Raw genomic sequence first — 24,655 nt, 5'->3', positions numbered from 1 at the left:
TTGAATAATTTTGTACAAAGTTAAGAATAAATCTTTTCTACAGCCCTAATTCTTCCACTGCTATTTGTCTCATCTCTACTTTTCTTACCTTACCTGATATGGTCATTGGGAATTCCGATACGAACTTCCAATACTTCGGTATTCTGAAGTGGGCTATCTTCTCGGTACAGAAGCCTTTTAATTCTTCACCTGTCAAGGTTATTCCAGGTTTTAAGATTACCCAAGCCATAATCTCTTCTCCATATTTCTCATCTGGAACCCCGATAACCTGCACATCTGCAATAGAGGGATGAGTGTATAAGAAGTCTTCTATCCACTTCGGAGATATATTCTCCCCTCCACGAATAATAAGGTCTTTAATACGTCCTGTAATCGAAATATACCCTTGATCATCCATAGTAGCCAAGTCTCCTGTATGCATCCATCTATTCTCATCTAATACCTCAGAGGTCAATGTGCGGTTATTCCAATATTTCAACATCACTGAATACCCACGTGTACACAGTTCGCCTGCTTCTCCTCTAGGAACTATTCTACCTGTTTCTGGATCTATAATTTTGATTTCTAGGTGGTCTTGTACAGTTCCTACTGTCGTGGTCTGTTTGACAATATCAATACCGATATGTGTTTGGGTAGATACAGGTGAAGTCTCTGTCATACCATAACAGATACTCACTTCCTCCATATTCATCTCTGTCTTCACGCGACGCATCATTTGCTCAGGACACAATGAGCCAGCCATCACTCCCGTTCTCAAAGAGGTAAGGTCATACTCTTTAAAGTTAGGCAACTGTAGTTCTGCAATAAACATAGTAGGCACTCCATATAAGGAAGTACACTTCTCGTCTTGTACTACCTGAAGGGTCTTAGCAGGGTCAAATCCGTCATTTGGAATCACGATCGTAGCTCCATGAGAAGTACAACACAGATTGCCTATAACCATACCGAAACAGTGATAAAAAGGCACAGGAATACAGACTCTATCTGTAGTAGTGTACTTTAAACGCTTACCAATAAAATAACCGTTGTTTAGGATATTGTGATGTGTAAGGGTTACTCCCTTAGGGAAACCTGTAGTCCCTGAAGTATATTGTATATTAACAGCTTCTCCGAACTGTACAGAGTCTTCTATGATGGCTAGTTCTCCATCTGTTATCTGATCGCTATCTGATAAGAAAGTATCCCATTCTTCTCCTAAGAAAACAACTTCTTTTAACGAAGGACAATCTTCAAAAATCAAGGAGATAATCTTTCGGTAATCACTACTTTTAAAACTTGGAGCAGATACAATAAGGGATATTTCAGATTGATTAACCGCAAACTCGATCTCATGTGCTCGATAAGCAGGGTTAATATTAACTAATATCACGCCTATACGAGCCGTAGCATACTGCATAAGCACCCACTCATAACAGTTGGGCGCCCATATCCCTACGCGATCTCCTTTCTGTATATTATGCGCTAATAATGATTTTGCAACTTGAGTCGTCAAGTTATAGAACTCTTGATACGTTGCTCTGAATCCTTGATGAACACTGACTAATGCCTCATTTTTGGGGTATTGATCTGTTATCTTTTTTAGATTCTGTCCTATGGTTTCTCCTAACAATGGTGTATCAGATGCACCATGCACATAAGAAATAGTATTCATAAATATAGTTTTTTGTTGGTTTTTCTAAAGTACGAAATTTTAAATACAATTCGGTTTATATAATTAATTGCTATAAAGAATCTTAGCTATACTAGATAAAAGGCATCATTATCCTCAAAAAATTATTCTACTCTCTAACTCCCTTCTTTTAGTCAAACAAACAAGTAATTAATACCATAAATAGAGATATAGCAAGAATAACTAACAGATTATAAATCAGTAACTTTATAGTACCTCTATATGTATAATTAAAACAGCTGAATATGAGACAACTTAGATTAATATCAATACTATGCACAGTCTTCTGTTCTATAAGTATATATGCACAAATAGACTACGGTACTTACAAATATGCGGATACGAATAAACCCATAAATGGGAAGCTAAAATGCTTCTATGCTAACAACCAATTAGCGGAAGAAGCAACCTTAGTCAATGGTAAAAAAGAAGGTATGAATAAAAGCTACTACGATAATGGAAAGCTAAAAAAGGAATGTACCTACAAAGACAGCAAACTAAGCGGAGCTTTTAAAGAATACTATGCTAATGGGAAACTAACCTATTCTGTAACTTATGCTAATGGAGATAGAGAAGGCTTAGCTCAGTCTTACTCAGAAAATGGAATGCTAGAAGATGAGTACAATTATAAAAACGGAGTACTTAATGGTATCTCTAAAGATTACTTAGATGGTAAACTTCTTCAGAAATCTACCTATATCCAGAATAAACTCGATGGAGAATTCTTCTATTATCACCCTAATGGCAAAGTAAAGATTAAAACACTTTATAAAAAGGATAAAAAGGAAGGACCTGAGAAGATATATGCTCCTGCAGGAACCTTGCTAGAAGACAATTATTATCTAAATGGCAAGAGGAGTGGTTTAAGAAAGGTGACAGATACTAAAGGTAATCCTGTCAAAGAAATGAACTATATCAACGGTCTGCTAGATGGGGAGTACAAACAATATGTTGCTGCTGATCTATACATCAGAAGAACTTTCCAAAATGGGTATGAAGTAGGTAGGTCGACTCTACACAATGGGAAAGGTAAGCTAATAGATCAATCTGATATTATTTATAAGAAGGTATATGAACCTCTAGTTATAAAAGCAATGCAAACCTTTAATCCTGATGAAGATGAAGAATAAAGCTATATTTCTAATTTTATCATTATTACTTACTTGCTCAATAACAACTGTATATGGACAAGAAGAAGCTGTATTATATCAACTAGACGGCAAGCCGCTAAATGGCAAAATACAACGATACAATGACTATGATATAAAAGTAGAAGATGTTACTTATGAAGAAGGAATGCGTACTGGAATCAGAAAAACTTACTATCGCAATGGAGTGCTTTTTTCTGAAGGTAAATATGTACTAGGCAAGCTAGAAGGAGAATACAGAACCTATTATGAGAATGGTAAAACAAAGGGAATCTATTCCTATCAAGAGGGAGTAAAAGAGGGAATAAGTAAGTTCTATAATGATGATGGCAAGCTAGAATATGAGGCATTCTTCAGAAACGATAAGAAAGAATTGCACCATCGCTTTTATGACAATGGTAAAATAAAATATACAACAACATACGTAGAGGGCATTATTACCCAAGAAGATAAGTTTACAACTAGAGGAAAACTTGACCAAAGAAGTTACTATAAAAATGGAAAAGTAATCAAAATAGACTATTACGAAAATGGGAAGTTCTCACATGGGTTAAACTTTGACTAATCCACTTTTACACTACGTTAAAAGAATAAATTGTAAAGCAAGAATAGGATATTGAGGTACCTTATTCTTGCTTTTTGTATTATTTTATCCCTCTTTTTAGGGAGTTTTTGGAAAATAAACTAGAACATTATAAATTTGCAGAATCAAACGTACTTCAAGAAATGAAAGTACAGTGTACTGATCAACGATAAAATATAAGTATTAAATAACTCTACCTTCCTTTCTCTAAAAGAGTTATTTCTCGACCTATTTCTTCAAAAACTTAGCTACAAAAGAAGAAATACTATCGCTGATTAAAACAATCAAATTAAAATATTACTAAAAAATAGGAGAAAACAGTTAGTAATTCGTACATTTAAGGATAATTACCAACCCTATTTTAGGTAAACATAATGAATTAGAAAATGGCAAAAAAAATTAAACATAAAAAGAGTAAAGCATTTGACTTTGCTCCAAAAATATTAAAATTCTTATCAAAGAATACGACTAAAACGTATAACTATAAACAGATCGCTGCTCAATTAGAAATAAACGATACTCAAGGTAGAAATGAGATTATCAAAGAGCTTAAACACCTTATCTCAAAAGGAAAAATAGAAGAGATCGAAACTGGTAAATACAAATTCATTCCTAAAGCAAACTATGTAGAAGGTTATATCGATATGACTTCTCGTAAGACTGCTTATCTAGTAGTAGAAGGAGTAGAGGAGGATGTGTTTATCCCAACAAATAACCTAAACAAGGCTTTAGATGGTGACTTCGTTAAAGCATATATCTACAACAAACGAAAAGGTAAAAAACCAGAAGGAGAAGTAGTAGAAATCTTAGAAAGACACAAAAAACAATTTGTGGGAGTTATCGAGATTCAAAAAAACTTTGCTTTCGTATCTACTGCAGATGCTAAAATGTACACAGATATATTCGTTCCTAAAGAAAAAGTAGGAGAGGCACGTGATGGGGATGTAGTCGTGGTAGAAATAGAAGATTGGCCAGAGAAAGCAGATAGCCCATTCGGTAAAGTGATGAAAGTACTTGGTAAACAAGGAGAACACAATACTGAAATACACGCTATTTTAGCTGAATATGGATTAACAGCAGAATTCCCTAAAGAAGTAGATGAATATGCTAATCACTTAGATACTTCTATCACTGAAGAGGAAATAGCGAAGCGTAGAGATATGCGTGATATTCTTACGTTCACGATTGACCCTAAAGATGCAAAAGACTTCGATGATGCCTTATCATTCCGTCAGTTAGAAAATGGATTCTACGAAATAGGTATTCACATCGCTGACGTATCTCACTATGTAAAAGAAGGAACTATCCTAGATGAAGAGGCTTATAACAGAGCTACTTCTGTATATCTAGTGGATAGAACTGTACCTATGCTACCTGAGGTGTTATCTAACTTTGCTTGTTCGTTAAGACCTAATGAAGATAAATATACTTTCTCTGCTGTATTTGAATTAGACGATAAAGCAGAAATCAGAAACAAATGGTTTGGTCGTACTGTAACGCATTCTGACCAACGTATGGCTTACGAAGAAGCTCAGTATATCATTGACTCTAAAGACAGAGTTATTCCTGCTGATATCTCGCTTACAGGAGAAGATCAAGAAGTAAGTGAAGAAGTAGCTGATGCAGTATTAAAGCTAAATGAATTAGCAATGATCATGCGTAAGAACCGTATGTCAGATGGTGCTATTTCTTTTGATAAAGTAGAGGTTAAGTTTAACCTAAACGAAGCAGCTGAGCCAGTAGGTGTATTCTTCAAACAATCAAAAGAAGCTAATCATTTGATTGAGGAATTCATGTTATTAGCGAATAGAAAAGTATCTGAGTTTATTGGTAAACAAAAGAAAACATTCGTATACCGTATACACGACGAACCAGATCAAGAGAAGTTATTTGGTCTACAGACTGTGATTGCACGCTTTGGACATAATATTAACTTCAAGTCTAAGTCTAGTATCTCTAAGTCTATCAACAAACTTCTAAAAGATGTAGAAGGTAAAAAAGAACAAAACTTAGTAGATACTCTAGCGATTAGATGTATGAGTAAAGCGAGTTATTCTACGAACAATATCGGGCACTATGGATTAGCGTTTGATTACTATTCTCACTTTACTTCACCTATTCGTCGTTATCCTGACGTAATGGCTCATAGATTATTACAACACTATTTAGACCATGGTGATAACGTAAATCCGGAGTTATATGAAGTAAAATGTTCTCACTGTTCTTCTAGAGAGAACCTAGCGGCCAATGCAGAAAGAGATAGTATCAAATACATGCAAGTGAAATATATGCAAGATCAGCAAGGTACAGAGTTCTTGGGTGTTATCTCAGGTGTTACAGAATGGGGTATCTATGTAGAGATAGTAGATAACAAGTGTGAAGGTATGGTGCGTATTAGAGAAATAAAAGAAGACTATTACGTATTCGAAGAGAAACAATATGCATTAGTAGGACAAGCAACGAAAAAGATGCTTCAGCTAGGTGATGAGGTTATCGTTACTGTTAAGAATGCAGATCTTGTAAAAAAACAATTAGATTTCAACTATATTAAAAAGGTAAACTAAGATGAAAAAAATCGTTTTATTCATTGCCGTAATGGCAAGTACAATTTCTTTTGCACAAAAAACGAAATCAATAGGAGACTTTTCAAAAGTTAATGTTTTTGATCAAATTGCAGTAACTTTAGTTCCTGGAGAAGAAGGTAAAATAGAAATTGAAGGAGATAAAGAAGACTATGTAAACGTAGTAAACAAGAACGGAGTTCTAAAAATAAAGATGAACTTCATTAATAGTTTTCAAGGAGATGATATCAAAGTAAAACTATACTACAACAAGCTATCTGAAGTAGTAGCAGGCGAAGGGGCTAGCATAAAAGGAGAAACTCCTATCAAAGCAACTACACTAATTATAAATGCGAAGACTGGTGGAATGATTAATCTAAATATAGATGTAGACAAAGCAATTGTTAAGTCAAGTGCGGGTTCAGTTATTACACTAAAAGGAAAAGCAAATGTACAAGATGTACTGAATAGTTCTGGTGCTAAAGTAAAGAGTCAAGACTTAGAAACAAATCAAACTATCGTTACTGTAAATGCTGGTGGTATTGCAGAAGTAAGAGCTACTGAACTCGTAGAAGCAAAGGTGAGAGCAGGTGGGGAAATCAGAGTTCATGGAACCCCTAAAACAATTAGTGAAAAGAATGTTCTAGGTGGAGTAATTAAAAAAGTAGATTAGTAATAATACGTTTTTATACAAAAAAATGTATCTTGCAAAAGATTATGAATAAATGCCAATTCTAGAATTGGCATTTTTTAATTATATAAGATGTTTGATGATTTATTAACAGGTGTCACTCTTGGATTCTTTCTGAGTTTTATGATCGGACCTGTTTTTTTTATTCTTATTGAGACAAGTATTACAAGAGGGTTTAAGGCAGCTATAGCCTTCGATATAGGTGTTATATTAGCTGATGCGGTATTCTTCGCTATAGCGTTCTTTAGTAGCTTTAAATTAATCAATGCGATAAAGGATGACCCTGCACTATTCCTCTTTGGGGGAATGATTATGCTTACTTATGGGATTATCTCTTTTATCAAACTAAAAAAGGTACAAGTACAAACCTTACAAATAGCCCCACCTAATCTAAGACGAGAATACTTAAACTTATTTGCAAAAGGGTTCCTACTTAATTTTATCAATGTAGGAGTACTCGGTTTTTGGTTAGGGATTATTATAACATTAGGCCCGCAGATGGATATGAATCCTAATAAGATGTTTACCTTCTTTGGGTTCACTATTCTAGCGTACTTCGTTACAGATCTTTTCAAAATATTCTTAGCAAAGAAACTACGCGAAAAGCTCACAGCAACCAATATCTTAAAGATAAAAAAAATAAGCAGTATCGTTATTATGGTATTCGGGCTAGTCATTATGATTAAAGGAATACTTCCAAAATCTGCAGATAATCATATTAATCTCCCTCTCCCTAATCTAGAGAGTAAGAGATAAAGCAAAGGGCTTAGTGAATTACTAATCCCTTTGTTTTTATAATAAGATATAACGTTAACTATAATGCATAAAAAAAGGATAGTGAAATCACTATCCTTTAGTTGAGGCTTCGAGCGGATTCGAACCGCTGTAGACGGTTTTGCAGACCGCTTCCTAGCCACTCGGACACGAAGCCTTGTCCTTGAATTGGATTGCAAACTTACTAAATATTTTGATATTTCAAAACCAATTAATGTACTTTTTTACAACAATTCAAGACGATATTATCTAACTCCTTGCATTTCAACAGTTACATATTCTACATCACCACCTACAGGAGGGTTTATTTTAGAGACTAATACTGTTATTTCTTCTACCATTCTTATTTCTAGGATTACTCTGTCGATGATTCGTTGTGCTACATGCTCTAATAACTTAGATCGAATAGCCATCTCTTCCTTCACGATTGTATTTAAGTGAACGTAGTCTATAGAATGTTTCAAATCATCTGTAGAAGCAGCCATCGTAAAATCTCCTTTCGCAATTAAATCTACTCGGTAATCCGAACCTATTTTTGCCTCTTCATCCATACATCCATGAAAAGAAAACGTTCTAATATTGTTTAATCTAATTATTCCCATAACACATTTGTTTGTTTAATAATGGCTAAAAGTACAAATTATTTGCCTCCTATAATTCATAATATGCTAAAAGACTATCAGCTTTTGATTAGTTTTTTGATACCTTTGTAGTTATAATAATTATTTCCATGTCAACAAAAGAGAAATCATTAAACTTTATTGAGCAAATCATTGAAGAAGATATCAAGAATGGTTTGCCAACAGAAAAACTTCATTTCCGTTTTCCGCCTGAGCCTAATGGTTATTTGCATTTAGGTCACGCGAGTTCTATTTGTTTAAACTTTGGATTAGGTCTTAAATACAATGCGCCTGTGAACTTGCGCTTTGATGATACCAATCCTTCTAAAGAAGAACAGGAGTTTGTTGACGCAATCAAGCAAGACGTAGAGTGGCTAGGGTACAAATGGGCAAATGAAGTTTATGCATCTGACTATTTCCAACAGCTATACGACTGGGCTGTCCAAATGATTAAGGACGGTAAAGCTTATGTTGATAGCCAAACTTCAGAAGAAATGGCTCAGCAAAAAGGTACTCCATCTACAGTAGGTGTAGATAGTCCATATAGAAATAGATCTGTAGAAGAGAACCTTGATTTATTCGAGAGAATGAAGAATGGCGAATTTGAAGAAGGAACTCATATTTTACGTGCTAAGATAGACATGGCACATACGAATATGCTTATGCGTGATCCTATCATGTATAGAATCATGAAAAAAGCACACCACAGAACGAATAATGACTGGTGTATATACCCTATGTATGACTGGGCTCACGGAGAGAGTGATTACTTAGAGAGCATCTCACATTCATTCTGTACATTAGAGTTCTTACCTCATAGAGAGTTATATGATTGGTTCTTAGATCAAGTGGTAGATGAGAATAATATCAGACCTAAACAACGCGAATTCGCTAGAAGAAACTTATCACATACAGTAGTAAGTAAGCGTAAGCTAGCTCGTCTAGTAAGCGAAGGACACGTGACAGGATGGGATGACCCACGTATGTCTACGATATCAGGACTGAGAAGAAGAGGATACACAGCAGCTTCTATTAGAAACTACGCTGATACGATAGGTATCGCTAAGCGTGATAACCTTATCGATGTATCTCTATTAGAATTCTGCATTAGAGAAGACCTTAATAAGATAGCTCCTCGTGTGATGGCAGTATTAGATCCTGTAAAACTAGTAATCACTAACTATCCAGAAGGACAAGAAGAGTGGCTAGATGCAGAGAATAACCCTGAAGAAGAAGTAATGACTTTCCGTAAAGTTCCTTTCTCTAAAGAGCTTTATATCGAAAGAGAAGACTTCAAAGAAGAAGCGAATAGCAAATTCTTTAGATTGACTTTAGGAAAAGAAGTACGCCTTAAAAATGCTTATATCATCAAAGGTGAAAGCGTAGTAAAAGACGAGAATGGCAACATCACTGAGATACACGCTACTTATGATGCTGACAGTAGAAGTGGTAGTGGATCTGAAGCGAGCAAGCGAAAAGTAAAAGGAACTATACACTGGGTATCTGTACCTCATGCAGTAGAAGCAGAAGTGCGTATCTATGACCGTCTATTCGTAGATGAGAACCCTGATGGTAATAAAGAGGTAGACTTCTTAGATTTTATCAATCCTAACTCATTAGAGGTAGTGAAAGGATATCTAGAACCAAGTCTAAGTACAGCGGTAGAAGGAGATAAATTCCAATTCCAACGTTTAGGCTATTTCTGTGTAGATAAAAACAGTACTCCAGAAGCGCTAGTATTCAATAAAACCGTAGGTTTAAGAGATACTTGGGCAAAAGTAGAACAAAAGTAATACTTCTATAAAAATTACACAAAAGCAGTGTTTTAACTAAAAATTAACGGTTAAAACACTGCTTTTTTTATACCTTAGAGTATTAATCATTTTAAAAATTAAAAGCTATGTCAAATCATTTAGGAAATACAACTATCGCAGTATTAGCTGGAGTAGTAGTAGGAGCAGGTCTAGGAATATTATTTGCACCTGACGAAGGAAAAAAAACACGTAAAAAAATCAAAAAAACATTTAATGAGTCAAAAGATGATTTAAGTGATAAAATTGATGAATTAAAAAAACAAGTACGTCAAACTGTAGCAAAAAAGAAACAAGATTTCGAAGCTGGATTTGATGAATTTTTAGCTCATACAGAAGACAAAAAAGATGACGTTATCGCTGCTTTAGAAAAAAAATTAGCAGAGTTAAAGTCTAAAGGAAACAGTATAGCTGAAAACGCTAAGAAGTAATCAAGTAGTATATAAGAAATGGCATTTAAGGATATAAAAGAGAATCTAGACGACATTAAGACTAACTCTGAAGAGTTTATCAATACAAGTTTAGATTACTATCGCTTATGGGGGTTTAAAATTACAGCCAAAGCTGGGAGCAAGTTTATGACTTTACTTCTAGTATGTCTGTTTGTTATGATGTCTCTACTTTTCTTATCTTTATTTGCAGCTTATGCTTTAGCAGCTTGTCTTGAGAGTACAGCTCTAGGTTTTTTAATAGTAGCAGCATTCTATATGCTGATAGCTGTATTAGCTTATCTATTTAGAAAACCTCTAGTAGAAAAACCATTTCTTAGAAAGTTATCTGAGATAATATTTAACGATTAAAACTGGTACGATGAGAAAGTCTTATTCTTCTTTTGAAGAAATCAAATATGATCTAGAAGTTCTAAAACTGAAAAAAGATATACACTATCACAAAGTCTTTAGAGCAGTAGATAATATAAAAACAGAATTATCACCTGACAGAGTCGTTAGAAATACATTAGGCTCAGTTACATCTTATGTAAAAGGTTCGAGTAATATTCAAGCGTTTTTAATAACAACTGCTTTAAAATACTTCTTTAAGAATAGAACTAAAAACAAATAGTTTTTTAATAAGAAAGGGCTCCATCTAGATGGAGCCCTTTTTGTATTTATTCATCTTCTAAGCCATCTTCATAGCTTGATGAGTAATCATTATATTCTTTAGAAGAAAAGTCCTCAGAACGCTTAGAAACACCTTCCATAGTACTCATTTCTTTTATCTTGCTACTAGCTGCAAATGAAGCTACCATATTCGTAAGCATATCGCTCGCTGCTGATGGAGCATTTGGTAATAGGATCAAGTTAGAACGGCTATCTGCACCTACAGACTGTAACGTATCATAGTGCTGTGTAACCACGATTAGCGCAGAAGCTTCTTGTGAGTTAATACCTACTTTATTTAATACATCCACACTCTCTACTAGTCCTTGTGCGATCTCTCTACGTTGATCAGCGATACCCTGTCCTTGTAAGCGCTTAGATTCAGCCTCAGCTTTTGCTTTTGCTACGATACGGATTCTACTTGCTTCTGCTTCATATTCAGCAGCTACTTTCTCTCTATCCGCCGCATTAATACGGTTCATCGCATTTTTTACCTGGATATCAGGATCGATATCCGTGATTAGTGTATTGATGATATCATATCCGTATGTTGTCATCGCTTCATTTAATTCGCGTTTCACCGCGATAGCGATATTATCTTTTCGCTCGAACACATCATCTAAGATCAACTTAGGTACTTCTGCACGCACTACGTCGAATACATACGAAGTAATCTGATCATGAGGATATTCTAGCTTGTAGAATGCATCTTCTACTCTATCTTGGATAACCTTAAACTGAATAGAAACTTTTAGTTTAACGAATACGTTATCTTTCGTTTTAGTCTCGATTAATACATCTAATTGTTGGATACGAAGATTTACCACTCCTGCCTTTCTATCCACAAAAGGTATCTTAATTTGTAATCCAGAATGTCTAATACTATTAAATCTTCCGAATCGTTCAATGATCACAGCTGACTGCTGCTTCACCGTAAAAAAGCCAAGAAGTAATAGTATAATTACCGCTCCGACTATAAAGTACATTGGTGTCATAGTGCAATTTTTATGAATTATTCTGTTAAAATAAATATTTATATCCTTATTTAAAAGAATAATTCATTATTTATTACTTTGTCAGTATAATATTAGCAAAAAGCAGGTTCAATTGACTATCTTCTATATACTCTATTTCTGGAAATAAAGGGATAAGATACTCTTTTACAGCCTTAGCCGGAACTGCTAGTACGAGAGCCTTCTCTGACTTTTTTAATAAGATCATGGGTATCACACTACCATTCTCTAGTGTAAAGCTCAGTTCGCCTAATCTGTGATTCCATTTGAAGTTGGTTTTGCTCACTTGACAACCCTGTACATAGTGATCGAAGTTACCTGTAAAGTCTTTTTGAAGGACTAATAGATCTTTGTTACAGCTAGGTGTATGAGGATAAGGAGAGCTAAATACTGCCTGTCCTATAATGGGTTTTACCTCTATCTGCTGAGGTGTCCATTCCCCAATTAAGTGCTTTTGAACAAATTTTATCCATTCACTCTCAGCATTAGATCCTCCATTGTCATCACTAGAACATCCATTAAATAATAAACCTGTGAATAGAAATAAAATAATATAACCAACCTTTTTCATAGCATTACGTTTTAATACACACCTAAATTTAGACATTTATATCCAAAATATCATAGAATATGTAATAATAAAAAAAGAGGCCTGAACGATGTTCAGACCTCTTCTATATCTTATTTATTCGCTTCTACAGCGATAGCTATTCTCTCTATAGTCTCCTCTTTACCGATCATCTCGATGATGTCAAATAAGTCTGGGCCCTTCACAGCACCTACTAGACTAAGGCGAAGTGGTTGCATCACTTTCCCCATTCCGATGCCTTGCTCATTGATCCAATCCTTCACGATAGACTCTATATTCTTCGCTTCGAATGTCTCGATACCTTTTATTACTTCAGACACTTGTGTCATAATATCAGATGTATCCTCTTTCCAATTCTTTAATGCCTTAGCATCGTATTCTGTTGGTTTTACAAAGAAGAAATCACTCAACTCATAGAAATCAGCTACGAATGTTGCTCTCTCTTTGATTAATCCTACTACTTTCTCTACATAAGCATCTGTCGCTTCGATACTGTTATCTTTTAAGATTACTTGGTATGCCTTAGCTAAGTCAGCATCGCTCTGTAGTTTCAGATAGTGTTGATTAAACCATTTGTTCTTCTCTGGGTCAAACTTAGCACCTGCCTTGTGTACACGTGTTAAATCGAACTTCTCTACTAACTCTTCTAAAGAGAAAATCTCTTGATCTGTACCGTCATTCCATCCTAATAAAGCAAGGAAGTTCACCACTGTCTCAGGGTAGAATCCTCTCTCTCTATATCCAGAAGATTTCTCTCCAGATGTAGGATCTTGCCAATCTAATGGGAACACAGGGAATCCTAGTTTATCTCCATCACGCTTAGATAACTTACCGTTACCTACTGGCTTAAGGATCAGAGGAAGGTGAGCGAACTCAGGAGCTTCCCATCCGAATGCTTTGTATAACAACTCGTGTAGTGGAAGAGAAGGTAACCACTCTTCACCTCTAATCACGTGTGATGTCTCCATTAGATGGTCATCCACGATATTAGCTAAGTGATATGTCGGCATTCCGTCACTTTTATACAACACTTTATCATCTAATAAGCTCGTTTCGAACTTGATATCACCTCTGATAATATCTTTTAGATGTAAAGTCTCACCTACAGGAATCTTAAAGCGGATAACATAAGCCTCACCATTAGCTATCTTAGTATCCACTTCTTCTTTACTTAATTTAAGAGAAGTGCTCAGCTGCTCTCTATTCGTATGATTATATATAAATGTCTTTCCTTCAGCTTCAGCTACTTTTCTTAATTCGTCTAATTCTTCAGCAGTATCAAAAGCGTAGTATGCCCATCCACTCTCGATTAGTTGATCAGCATATTGTTTGTACAATTCCTTGCGTTCACTCTGTCTATAAGGTCCGAACTTTTCATTCTTACCGATAGTCTCATCAGGTGAAATCCCTAACCATTCTAAAGCTTCTAATATATAAGCCTCAGCTCCTGGTACAAAACGATTTTGGTCAGTATCCTCTATTCTGATATAGAATACCCCATTGTGCTTTTTAGCGAATAAATAATTGAATAATGCGGTTCTTACGCCACCAATGTGTAATGGTCCTGTTGGACTTGGTGCAAAACGCACGCGAACTTGCTTAGCCATTTTGTTTAAAATTTTTTACAAAGATAAATACTAAGGCCATTTATCTACTGATATTTAATATAATATTTTACTACTCTATCTATTTCTAAATAGATCAAACGCGTTTATCAATAAATGTAATAGGTTTACGACTCATTGGATTAAACACGATAGGTTGCAGTGTATCAAATGCTTCAAAGACTACTTTAGGCGCTACACGTAGTTTAGCTCTAAAGGTATCTTTGATATTCTTAGAGAATTCTTGACTCGTATCTTCAGTCACAATGCGAATTACTATCTCATCTGTCCCAATATCATTAGTAGATACCTCGATCAGGTGTAACTTAATCTGTGGAAAAGAATTAAGCAAATCAACTATTGCAGGTGGATATAATGTTGTCCCCTTGTATTTTAACATATGTCTCTTGCGTCCTTCTACAGGTCCTAAGCGATAAGTATGTCTACCACAACGACAAGGAGATACATGTTTACGCACCATGTCACCTGTCTTAAAACGGATTAAAGGCAGCGCCTCAACCCCCAATGTAGTCACCGTCAACTCTCCTAATTCTCCATCTGTTACTAAATGATTCTCGTCATCTAATACTTCAGTGATAATCAACTCCGGATTCATATGTCCTCCTTGTGTAAACTCACATTCTGTAAATGCCGCTCCCATCTCTGTAGAAGCATATGTTGAATATAATTTAATATCCCACTTCTCTGTGATTCGCTGAGCCAGAACAGAAGGTGTCAAATCATCCTTACGAAGCGCTTCTCCAATACAGATTACGCCTTTTACACTACTGTTATTATAGTCTATGTCATTCTTCTCGGCATAGTCTATCAACTTCAATAAAAATGAAGGAACAGCTATTAGATACTTTGGTTGATATTGTAAGATAGAGTCCCATTGCAACTGTGGTATTCCAGCACCTACACGAATAACACCTGCACCCAACTTTCTCAACCCTAAGAAATAAGCCAAACCGGCCATAAATCGTCTATCTATGGTAGTCATTAGTTGTACCACATCCCCCTGTTGTACCCCAGCACATTTGAAGGATTGATACTCATTCTCTGCTAATCGCTCCAAGTCACCATCGGTCAACCCAAATGTAACAGGGTCTCCCAATGTTCCCGAAGTAGTGGCATAATCAATAATAGAAGTTTTAGGTACACAGAAGAAAGCATCATTCTGTCTCTGCAAATCATCTTTAGTTGTCAAAGGTAATTGCTGTAAATCTTCTATTGTTTTAATAGTAGCTATATCAATACCTTTCTCTTTAAACAAAGTTTTATAGAAAGGAGAGTATTCATTGACATAAGCTAAGACTTCTTGTAGCCTTTGCTCTTGATATTTCAGAATATCTTCTTTAGGTTGATAATCTATACGAGAACTTTCCATTACTTATTTCTTATTTTCTTTAAATACTTCTTTATTTTCTGTTCGGCAGGTAAGGTTGTCACTTCTTTAGTCAGCGCTGTATTAAACTCTTCACGAGCTAAAGAATACTGCTTCTTTTGCATATAATACAATGCTGTACGGTAATAGACTAACCAATACTCAGGATTCAACGCCTGATACGTTTTAATGTATTCCTCTGAGACTTTTTCCTTATCCTTTATCACTTGCTGAAAGACTTGGTCTTCTACTCTAAAGCGTTCATAATCTTTAAACGCATTACTATCGATAAACTTGTCTTTGGCTATCGTTAAACTATCAACCCCTAAATGATAACCTCTATTTTCTTTACTAAAAATCTCATTCAAATCATACGCAACGAACTCTCCTAGTTGATAAGGATTAGAAGATATCCATACGAGTCTTTTCTCAGGTTGAAAGACAATACCATGGTGTGCTAAGAGTTGATTCAATGCCTTCTCATTTCCATATCCTATTTCCTTTCCATTTAGTCCTTTTGTATCTCTGAGTATCTCTACCATCTTCTGAGGAGTCAACACCTCAGCATTATGTACATACTCATTGACCTTATCCCATCTGTATTGCGAGTGACTCTTCTCAATTTGTTTGGTATTTCGCTTATCCTTTTTAAAGGCGTCACTCTGGAAGTGATTCGAGCAGATTAATGCACTGCTATTCACTACGTCATATACCCCAAAGTTCTTAGGTGCTATCTCTATCAATATTGCCTTTCTATCTGCCGCACTTCCCACCATGATAGACTCAGATACAAATACTTTCTTTGTCTTAGCAATGGCGATCGCTTGTTCTATATTATCAGCATATTGTAATATTTCACGAGCTACTACAGAGATAGGTGTTTTTGCCTTCAGTGGGATAGAAGACTTTCCAGCATTTAGTGTTACAGTAAGTCCCTTTTCATTCATTCCTGATACCACACCTGTCATACCTCCCCATGTCACAGACATAAACGCATTTCCTTTATCAGGTTGTATAAAAGCAATAATCTTATTCTCTGCAAAATCATCTCCTACATAAAAGTCAAAGTTTCTCCCTATCAACAAACCACCGTCAGCAGAGTTCTCATCCCATACTGCAAGCGATGTACAACCTACTAAAGCAAGATCCTGAAAAGCATGTCCAATATCATGTGCTCCGTGAAGATAAAGATTGCGCTGGTAAGCTGGTCCTAAGAAGTCAAATCGAGTAGTAGCATACTTACTTAGCCCGTATATTTCAGCTTTGTTTTCATTCGGGATATATTGATACAAGTCTCTATTGTAATATTTCAATAGCTTGATCAACATCCTCTGTTTAAATCCAGGTGGTACAAACTCCTCTACTTTTGAGAAGAAGATTGTTTCTTGCTTTTGATACAAATCCTTTGTTAGAGCTCCTGTATTTAATCCAATTTGATAAGGATCACCACTAACATACAATTCCCATAATTGTTGTTTATTCTTACTTAAAAAGCCTTTATCAGTTATGCGAATACTATCCTGTATGATACTAACTTCTGGCGTAGCGGCATCCCATCCTTCTAGAATAGGAACATCTTTCAATCCTTTCTTTACACCACAACTTCCTAGTAAAGCACATATGATTAGAGTCCCAATATATCTATACCAATGCTTCATCATCTCTATACTTATTGAGTTTCGTTAGCAAAGAATCTTTATCTACCATCTCTAGACAAGTTACAAATGCACCTATAGTCACTCCCATTACTCCGTGCATACGCACATTCTGCCCTGAGAAGAATAAGTTGCCTATCTTCGATCTCGGAGAGATAAATGTCTTCATAGGGCTATTAGCATCCTTGATAAATCCGTACATATTTCCTCGTTCTGACCCTATAAAATCTCTATAAGTCAAGGGCGAAGAGGAATGAACACTCTTTATAGCCCCGCAGATACCAGGATATTTAGACTCTAACTTAGCTAATAGAAGTTGCTCTTTTTCTCGTTTGAAATCCTCATAGCTATTTCCTCTAGTTCCTAGATTCTTAATAGTCGATACATTGTATGTCTCTCCCCATTGTTTGACTTCCTCGAAATCCATATAGGTCATCACTGTCATACTATCTGCCCATTCTTGTGCAGGAGAAGTACAGTTCATAGAAGCTACTAACAAATTAGGCCATCTACCTTCAGCTTTTTGATGTGTATCCCATACATCATCTATACTGTTATAATAGTATATGTTGCTATTCTGATAAGGATAGCACTCTTTTTTAAATACAATATAAAGTGAGAATACCGAAGGTACCTCCTCTAGACTCATAATACGCTTTACAAATGGTTTAGAAAACCTCTCTGCACCCACCATGCGTATCGTGTGTTTCAAGTTAATATTAGAGACGAACTGATCTGCTGCATACTGCATTCCATCTGCCGTTTTACACAAAGCTATTTGTTGGTTGTCAAAAACAAAACTTACAACTTCTTTATTCTTGTAGATCTCTCCTCCATAGTTCTTCAGCACTTTAATAAGCGCTCTACTGATTTGACTTCCTCCATTCACACATCTCCAAGCGCTCTGTATGTAAGAATTGACTGTCAAGGCATGTACATACAGTGGCGTTTTCTCCTTATCTGCTACGTATAAAAAGTTAGAACCTATAAGCACTGCTTTTAACTTTTCATTACTTGTTATTTCATCTAAGAAATCGATCAACTTAATACTTACGATATTCTCGTCATATCCTTTCCCTCCTTCGAGGTAATACATCGGGAAGCGGTGACAGATATCATTGATAGTATCACAATACTTGCGCAGTGCCTCTTCTTCTTCAGGGAAGAACACAAGTAATTGTTGCACAAAGTTTTCATACCCTTGGGCATGTGGATAGTCAATATTTTCATCTTCAAAGGAGATAAAGTCATATCCATTCTCATCTAAGCGATATAGTTTCAACTTATCCATAATCTCTAGATAAGAGAAATACTTATACAGATTCTCACCGACATCTAAACCTCCGATATAGTGTACCCCTGTATCGAACACAGACTTATCACGAGCGAACGTCTGTAGGTTACCTCCATACTGTGTGTTCTTCTCCAGTACGCAGACTTTCTTTCCTTCTTTTGCTAATATTACAGCAGAAGCTAATCCCCCCAGACCGCTTCCTATCACAACTACATCATACTTCTTCTCCATAACTTTTATTCTCTTAGATACACACTGATATATTCATTCTGTACAGATAATTTGAAACTTCTATCAGGTACATACTCCTTTACTTTTCTATGTAACACTACTATCTTATGGATAGTAGTAGGTACTTCACTACTTACTATTGTAGATACTAACAGCGTATTGACACTACCATCTATTTCAAATACATCAGTTATATATTCTACCGTTCTACACTTTGTTACATAATTGGTTTGTGCTACGCTACGCTTGTAATCATCTTGAATATAAGCATACACTTTGCGCTTGCTCTGTTGTAAAGTTAACAAGAAATTAATCTGTCCATAGTCCTCTCCCACATGCAATATCTTCTCTTTGTCAGACAAGTGATTATCCAATTCATAATAGTCCTCTGCATAATGCTTAAAATCATCTTTCACCTCTTTCAATATACTGCCTTCTTTATAGAAATATCCTAAGAACAATTTACGTCTAAAGTAATTCTTATCCTCTAGTTGTCTTCTAATAGCTCTAAACTGTTCTTTGTAGAATTTACTTATCTTCTTTGTTCGCTCTGAGTAATCCTCACCATACGATCTATCTTCATAAGTAATGCGTTCTCCTACTGTAGTAATAATGTGCCCTCCATATATGATATAATCTCTCTTTCCATTAACCTCAGCATTCCCATGTATATACATAGGTATAATATCTAACTTCAAGGTCTCTGCTAAGAAGAAAGCTCCTTTGTGGAAGCGCTGTACATCATTGGTCAATGAGCGTGTTCCTTCAGGAAATATCATCAACGAGAATCCTTGTTTCACACGTTCCTCTAAGTGCTCTACACTATTATCTACACTATTATCTACCCCATTAGATACAGGATAGAACCCAGCCATCTGTACCGCTCTACCAAAGATAGGTGACTTATACACCCAGTCATTCACTAGATAGACTATATTTGAGTTAACCATTCCTATCGTCAATGAATCTAAGAATGACGTATGATTAGCTATAATAACTGCTGGCTTCTTGAAGTCTTCTTTTTGCTTATTGATAATCCCTTTTTTCACAAATGGGTTTAAGTATAATACAGAAGCCATATACAAAGACATTCCCTTGCCAAACAACCTCAACTTAACTACTTTTCGCATAGGCAATATGAACATCAATATCCTTGCAATAAAAGAGTACAATACACCACATACCCCAAAATAGGTAAATGATACAATACTAAACAATACTAAACGCAACGTAATAGGTGACTTTCCTTTCTGCTGTCTATTTGTAAAACAGAAGCGATATAAACGAGGATATAATACAAATGCCGAAATAGCCGATACAGACAATCCTATCAAAGACACTACAGAGATAGAACGCAAGGCTGGATGCTTAGCAAATATCAGTGTACCTATAGCTAATAGTGTTGTCAATACAGCCAAGATAATAGACGAACGATACATCACACTCTCATTCTTACCCGTTGTATATTCTTTCTGTAGGGCACTGGTCATAAATATAGTGAAGTCCACTCCCTGACCGAATATCAAGGTACACACGATCGAACTAAAGATATTAAACTCTATGTGAAACAGTCCCATCAGACCTGTAGTAATAAATCCGGTAATAATGATCGGTACCATACTCACTAGTACCATCTCTATACGTCTAAAGAAAAACCATAGAATCAACAATACAGCAATCAAAGAATAATTGACCAAACTCGTAAAGTCTTTCACCAGATTACTCAAGAAAGTCTCATTAATAGCCTTCCTATCAATCACCAAATACTCTTCTGGCCCTTTTAACTCATCGACAAATGCAACTCTATTGTTTTCTTGTACTTTGACCAACGTATTAATTGTATAGAATCCATCCTTCTCTATGAAGAACTCATCCATAATCTGAGGATTCAACTTTGTATATTCTTGAATTGGAATAACACCAAAGCTCGTATCTAATAAATCATAGAACCCCTCATACGTACTTTCCATAAAGTCATATCGCTGTCCTTCTCTGATCAGTGTATGCTTTATACTTGATATATTTTGCTTTGCCCAGAATGTGTCCCAAAGCTTAATCTTCTGCTCTTGTTGACTCTTAGATAATACAATATTGCCTAGTGAACTATACTGCAAGATATGTCCATCTGCTTTCTCACTCTTTAAGTGCTGAGCTAGTCGTGCATTATCTTCTACCACATCATCTACAGATTCTCCATAGCACGTTATATACAAGGATTTACTATTGCTATCTAAGGTACTATTGAGCTTTTCTTCTGCTTGTTTTAATTCTTCTGGAAAGTAGTTCATCGAAGACAAATCCTTATCGAAAGTAGTCTTGTCAAAAGTAAAACAACTTACTACAATCGCTAAAAGACATAGTCCAAACAACCACTTACTCTTATCAAAGGGAAACTTAGCTACTTTATCTATTAGTGTATTCGACTTGCCTACCAAATCTTTCTCAGACGGTTTATACAGATGAGGTATGAATAGCAAGGAGAATAGACCTGCTGCCATCACTGTAATAGACGCAAATATTCCCAAGTCTTTTAAGGCTTCTGAATGCACAAATACTAGACATAAAAAAGCAATGGCTGTCGTAGCACAACTCATTATGATAGGTCTAGTGATCTCTCTATACACTTCTTTTATATCTCCACTATGCTTGTAGTGTGTCATAATATGCAGGGCGTAGTCTATCGTAATTCCTATCAATATAGCCCCTACACTCAACGATATAGCAGATATAGAATCCTTGATAAAATACAAGACAAACAAGGCTACTAATGCAGCACATATAGTCGGGATAAACAGTATGACTGGAATAAATAGTTTGCGATAAAAGGCTACTAATAGAACCATGAGCACTGTCACAGATATAGCTACGGTCTTCTGTATATCACTCTTGATCTGCTTAGCATTAGCTACAGCTACAAAAGAAGCTCCGAAATAATCTACACTTACTTTATCAGCATACGTTCCATTCAAGCTCTCTTTTACCTCTTCTAAATAGTTGATAAAAATAGTATTGTGCTCCGTCTCTGTACCGTCATATACAGGATCGATGAACAAGAGTAGCTTATCCTCATCTTTGTTCATGATATACCCATCCACAAGGTGGAAGTCATCACCGATATTGAGTTGTTGCAGCTTCTGTAGTGCCATAAAGCCTATCCCCATTGGGTCTCGCTGTATGAACTGCTTCGCTACCATTCCCGTAGGAGAGATTAGTGTCTTATAGTTGGCTTCTACGACTTGCTTTAAACTATCATTATTCAGTTTGACAGCTATTTTTTCATAGTCACTTTCTTCTAAAAACAGGGGCAAGTGTGCATAGACAAAGTTAATTGCTTCATTGATATTCTCATCATCTACCTTGCCTTGTATAGACTTGACATATTCGTTCTTCACCGCTAGAGAATCTAAGAACTGATCAGCTAACGTCACTAAGTCTTCTGTAGTTCCCTCTTGTTGTTTCTCTATGATAACTGATATCTTATCTGAGAAACGCAGCTGACTAAGTACTTTCGAAGTAATGCTTGTCTTTTCATTCTTTGGTAATATACGAGTGATATCCTCTTCAAACTTAATATTTAAAGCCCCATAAGCTGTTAATACCACAAAAAGTAAGGATAGTATAAAGAACATTACTTTCTTCTTCTCTCCCCATTTATAAATATGATAAAATACACTTGACATTACTTCCTTTTTTTATTGAATACAGATAATAATACATAACTCACTGTTCCGAACAGTACACTCATTACACTTGCTAGGACGATACTTCCCACTAGATACTGTACTAAGTGTGCAGACATAGAGGTTATAGAATACTCATCTAAGATAATATCTTTCGTCCCATGTGGAACCAAATAATATCCTAGCTGCAAAGATGCAAATACGATAATAGGTATCATCGGTGGTATACTCACATTCGAAAACGTAAATGCCAACACTTTATTCAACCTGAATGTGATAGCTAAAAAAATAGATAAGAACGACTGTAGTCCCCACAGTGGCGCTATACCGATAAATACCCCTAGTCCTATAGATATCGCTTTGACCCTATTCGAATCATCACTTCCTAGTATATCTTCTCTCAAAAAATCTTTAAACCTTTTTTTTTTGAAACGTCTAAAAAAATTCCTTGGGATAATATAGACCAACAGTAAGGTTACCAAAACTGTATTCAGTATACTAATACGCGTAAAGTCCTTAAATGGTCTAAAGTGAGATACCCGCTCAGACTCATCATAGAGTACTTGTACAGGTACATTGCGCACAGCTACATCATTCCATGCTGCTCGCACAATAACCTCTATTTCGAATTCAAATTTATTTGTGTAATATTTCTTTGCCAAAGACTGCAAAGGATATAAGCGATACCCTGATTGAGTATCTGTCAAAGTAATACCCGTCTCAAACCAAAACCAAAAGTTAGAAAATCGGTTGCCAAAGCTACTCTTCTTCGGTACACCCTCTTGCTCCATATTGCGAGAACCAATAAGCAATAGTTTCTTCTCTTCACTCTCCATCAACGCCTGGACAAACACAGGAATATCACTCGGATAATGTTGTCCATCACTATCTATTGTGATAGCATATTGATACCCTTGGCGTATAGCTTCTCTAAACCCAACAGTCAGTGCATTTCCTTTCCCCTTATTCTCTGGTAAATGAATAGTATGCAACTCTCTGTTATAATCTGCTAAAATAGCTGAGGTATCATCTGTAGAGCCATCGTTAATGACAATTATCTTATTCGTATAAGACAATACTCCATCGATAACACGCCGTAAAGTCTTGTGGTTATTATAAGTGGGAATCAAGACACAAATGCCCAATTCGCCTATGGTATTATGTATGTTAGGTAAGGTAAGGTCTTCTTTCATTTATTCATCTTCCATTACAGAAGTTTATTTCTGTCATCAGTAGTAAATGCTTTTGATTGTTTCGCATAACTACTAATCCATTTCTTTACATCAGCAGACTGATTGCTATAGTTCTCTAGTATTACCAGTTTATCTTCTTGTATATTCGCTTTATACTTCACGATATTCGGTACGTGTTCTTGTATAATGAGCCTGATTAATCTTATTTCTACATCCTTTGGCTTACTAGCTACTGCTCCATCTAGCAGTGCAGCCCCCTGTACGATTAGCGCTTTTTTATTCTTAATACCTTTCTCGAATTTAGCTTTCGTGATTAGCGCACTTCCTTTGTAAGCATTGCCCAAATCTGTGTTATCTAATTTTAGAGTCTGATTATAGAACGCTTCTGCTAGTTCTACAGACTCTCCCGCGTGTTCAAAACGTTCTCTGATACTAGTCGTCGAAGTCTGAAACAGCATCATTGCACTAATGAAAATAACAGTTAAGAATTTCATATCTATTTCTTGCTATAAGTACTACTCATTTTTAAAGCGATAGTACCTACAAAGTCGATAGTACTCTTCACCTTTACGATTTCGTCTACCTCATCTACCTGTAGCGAAAACGTTAGTTCATTACACTTCTCAGGATTAATCAAGGCCATAAACTTCACATTGATTACCTGTTCCATAAAAAGTTCACACTTCGAGATTGATTCAGACAATTCTTTAATGATCTGCATCATACATATACCAGGCATTACAGGATTATTTGGAAAATGTCCTTTAAATACATCATGCGTGGTATTTAATCGTACTAAGGCAGTATATTGATTCGCTGTAGTCTCTTCTAAATTAACTACTTCATAAAAATTGTCGATAAGCATAAATACCTATATTATTTCTTAAAAAAACTTTAATGCAAAACTAATTAAAAAAAACATACTGTTATTTAAACGCCATTTAACTTCTTCACAAAAAAAACAGAAGTTCTAGCATTTATTTTCTTATTTAATCTATGAAGTCATCTTGACTTTTTAGTTTTCTGAAATTTCTTTAGTCCTATAACAATAA

General features: G+C 35.6%; 21 protein-coding genes and 1 tRNA gene. 9 read left to right on the top strand and 13 right to left on the bottom strand.

All coding sequences use genetic code 11. From position 1 onward, the window contains the following. Positions 1–37: 37 nt before the first annotated feature. Positions 38–1,651, bottom strand: coding sequence for an AMP-binding protein (locus tag RT228_RS11680; protein WP_313138685.1), 1,614 nt, complete (start codon positions 1,649–1,651; stop codon positions 38–40). A gap of 263 nt (positions 1,652–1,914) precedes the next feature. Here RT228_RS11680 and RT228_RS11675 point away from each other — a divergent pair, with 263 nt between their 5' ends. The 5 genes from RT228_RS11675 to RT228_RS11655 all read left to right on the top strand — a co-directional run bounded on the left by RT228_RS11675 (position 1,915) and on the right by RT228_RS11655 (position 7,408). Beyond that, positions 1,915–2,799, top strand: a complete 885-nt coding sequence (locus RT228_RS11675) for a toxin-antitoxin system YwqK family antitoxin (protein ID WP_006260455.1) — start codon at positions 1,915–1,917, stop codon at positions 2,797–2,799. Further along, the gene (locus RT228_RS11670; RefSeq protein ID WP_006260456.1) at positions 2,789–3,382 is read left to right on the top strand and encodes a toxin-antitoxin system YwqK family antitoxin; all 594 of its coding nucleotides are present in this window, start codon (positions 2,789–2,791) and stop codon (positions 3,380–3,382) included. The genes RT228_RS11675 and RT228_RS11670 overlap by 11 nt, the downstream gene beginning before the upstream one ends. Before the next feature lie 404 nt (positions 3,383–3,786). Further along, positions 3,787–5,964: a ribonuclease R gene (gene rnr / locus RT228_RS11665; protein ID WP_006260457.1), complete on the top strand. Its 2,178-nt coding sequence runs from the start codon at positions 3,787–3,789 to the stop codon at positions 5,962–5,964. A gap of 1 nt (position 5,965) precedes the next feature. Beyond that, the gene (locus RT228_RS11660) at positions 5,966–6,634 is read left to right on the top strand and encodes a head GIN domain-containing protein (RefSeq protein WP_006260459.1); all 669 of its coding nucleotides are present in this window, start codon (positions 5,966–5,968) and stop codon (positions 6,632–6,634) included. A gap of 90 nt (positions 6,635–6,724) precedes the next feature. Continuing rightward, a complete protein-coding gene (locus tag RT228_RS11655) occupies positions 6,725–7,408 on the top strand; it encodes a LysE family translocator (RefSeq protein ID WP_006260461.1) in 684 nt (227 codons plus the stop codon). A 104-nt stretch (positions 7,409–7,512) separates the two neighbouring features. Here RT228_RS11655 and RT228_RS11650 read toward each other — a convergent pair. Beyond that, positions 7,513–7,583 (bottom strand) — tRNA-Cys (locus tag RT228_RS11650). A gap of 88 nt (positions 7,584–7,671) precedes the next feature. Continuing rightward, on the bottom strand, positions 7,672–8,028 hold the full coding sequence (gene folB, locus RT228_RS11645) for a dihydroneopterin aldolase (protein ID WP_006257948.1): 357 nt from the start codon (positions 8,026–8,028) through the stop codon (positions 7,672–7,674). Between the two features lie 128 nt (positions 8,029–8,156). Here folB and RT228_RS11640 point away from each other — a divergent pair, with 128 nt between their 5' ends. The 4 genes from RT228_RS11640 to RT228_RS11625 all read left to right on the top strand — a co-directional run bounded on the left by RT228_RS11640 (position 8,157) and on the right by RT228_RS11625 (position 10,919). Next, entirely contained in the window at positions 8,157–9,839 is a 1,683-nt protein-coding gene (locus RT228_RS11640) for a glutamine--tRNA ligase/YqeY domain fusion protein (protein WP_006260462.1), read from the top strand. A gap of 107 nt (positions 9,840–9,946) precedes the next feature. Next, on the top strand, positions 9,947–10,288 hold the full coding sequence (locus RT228_RS11635) for a YtxH domain-containing protein (protein WP_006257946.1): 342 nt from the start codon (positions 9,947–9,949) through the stop codon (positions 10,286–10,288). Between the two features lie 18 nt (positions 10,289–10,306). Next, a complete protein-coding gene (locus RT228_RS11630) occupies positions 10,307–10,657 on the top strand; it encodes a phage holin family protein (protein WP_006257945.1) in 351 nt (116 codons plus the stop codon). Between the two features lie 10 nt (positions 10,658–10,667). Further along, positions 10,668–10,919, top strand: coding sequence for a DUF6327 family protein (locus RT228_RS11625; RefSeq protein WP_006257944.1), 252 nt, complete (start codon positions 10,668–10,670; stop codon positions 10,917–10,919). 46 nt (positions 10,920–10,965) lie between these two features. Here the strand turns inward: RT228_RS11625 and RT228_RS11620 are convergent, their stop codons facing one another. From RT228_RS11620 to RT228_RS11575, 10 genes are all read right to left on the bottom strand, one after another. Continuing rightward, positions 10,966–11,952: an SPFH domain-containing protein gene (locus RT228_RS11620; protein ID WP_006260463.1), complete on the bottom strand. Its 987-nt coding sequence runs from the start codon at positions 11,950–11,952 to the stop codon at positions 10,966–10,968. Positions 11,953–12,025: 73 nt separating this feature from the next. After that, complete coding sequence (locus tag RT228_RS11615; protein WP_006260464.1) at positions 12,026–12,541, bottom strand: hypothetical protein; 516 nt, start codon at positions 12,539–12,541, stop codon at positions 12,026–12,028. A gap of 110 nt (positions 12,542–12,651) precedes the next feature. Next, a complete protein-coding gene (gene gltX / locus RT228_RS11610) occupies positions 12,652–14,166 on the bottom strand; it encodes a glutamate--tRNA ligase (RefSeq protein ID WP_006260465.1) in 1,515 nt (504 codons plus the stop codon). Positions 14,167–14,260: 94 nt separating this feature from the next. Next, complete coding sequence (locus tag RT228_RS11605; protein ID WP_313138684.1) at positions 14,261–15,553, bottom strand: phenylacetate--CoA ligase family protein; 1,293 nt, start codon at positions 15,551–15,553, stop codon at positions 14,261–14,263. Next, positions 15,553–17,208 (bottom strand): C45 family peptidase, encoded by a 1,656-nt coding sequence (locus tag RT228_RS11600; RefSeq protein WP_313138689.1) that lies wholly within the window; start codon positions 17,206–17,208, stop codon positions 15,553–15,555. The genes RT228_RS11605 and RT228_RS11600 overlap by 1 nt, the downstream gene beginning before the upstream one ends. Continuing rightward, a complete protein-coding gene (locus RT228_RS11595; RefSeq protein WP_006260468.1) occupies positions 17,192–18,730 on the bottom strand; it encodes a phytoene desaturase family protein in 1,539 nt (512 codons plus the stop codon). Before RT228_RS11595 ends, RT228_RS11600 begins: the two co-directional genes overlap by 17 nt. 5 nt (positions 18,731–18,735) lie before the next feature. Beyond that, positions 18,736–22,410 (bottom strand): 1-acyl-sn-glycerol-3-phosphate acyltransferase, encoded by a 3,675-nt coding sequence (locus RT228_RS11590; RefSeq protein WP_313138683.1) that lies wholly within the window; start codon positions 22,408–22,410, stop codon positions 18,736–18,738. Further along, positions 22,410–23,603 carry a DUF2062 domain-containing protein gene (locus RT228_RS11585; RefSeq protein WP_006260470.1) on the bottom strand — a complete coding sequence of 398 codons (1,194 nt, stop codon included), beginning with the start codon at positions 23,601–23,603 and terminating at the stop codon, positions 22,410–22,412. The genes RT228_RS11590 and RT228_RS11585 overlap by 1 nt, the downstream gene beginning before the upstream one ends. Before the next feature lie 14 nt (positions 23,604–23,617). Next, entirely contained in the window at positions 23,618–24,097 is a 480-nt protein-coding gene (locus RT228_RS11580) for a hypothetical protein (protein ID WP_006257935.1), read from the bottom strand. Between the two features lie 2 nt (positions 24,098–24,099). Then, positions 24,100–24,468 (bottom strand): 3-hydroxyacyl-ACP dehydratase, encoded by a 369-nt coding sequence (locus tag RT228_RS11575; protein ID WP_006257934.1) that lies wholly within the window; start codon positions 24,466–24,468, stop codon positions 24,100–24,102. Between the last annotated feature and the right edge of the window lie 187 nt (positions 24,469–24,655).

The organism is Myroides sp., from assembly GCF_032073645.1.
Classification (GTDB): domain Bacteria; phylum Bacteroidota; class Bacteroidia; order Flavobacteriales; family Flavobacteriaceae; genus Flavobacterium; species Flavobacterium odoratimimum.
The sequence above is the reverse complement of the archived record's forward strand: the minus strand, read 5'-3'. Positions and strand labels throughout refer to the sequence as shown.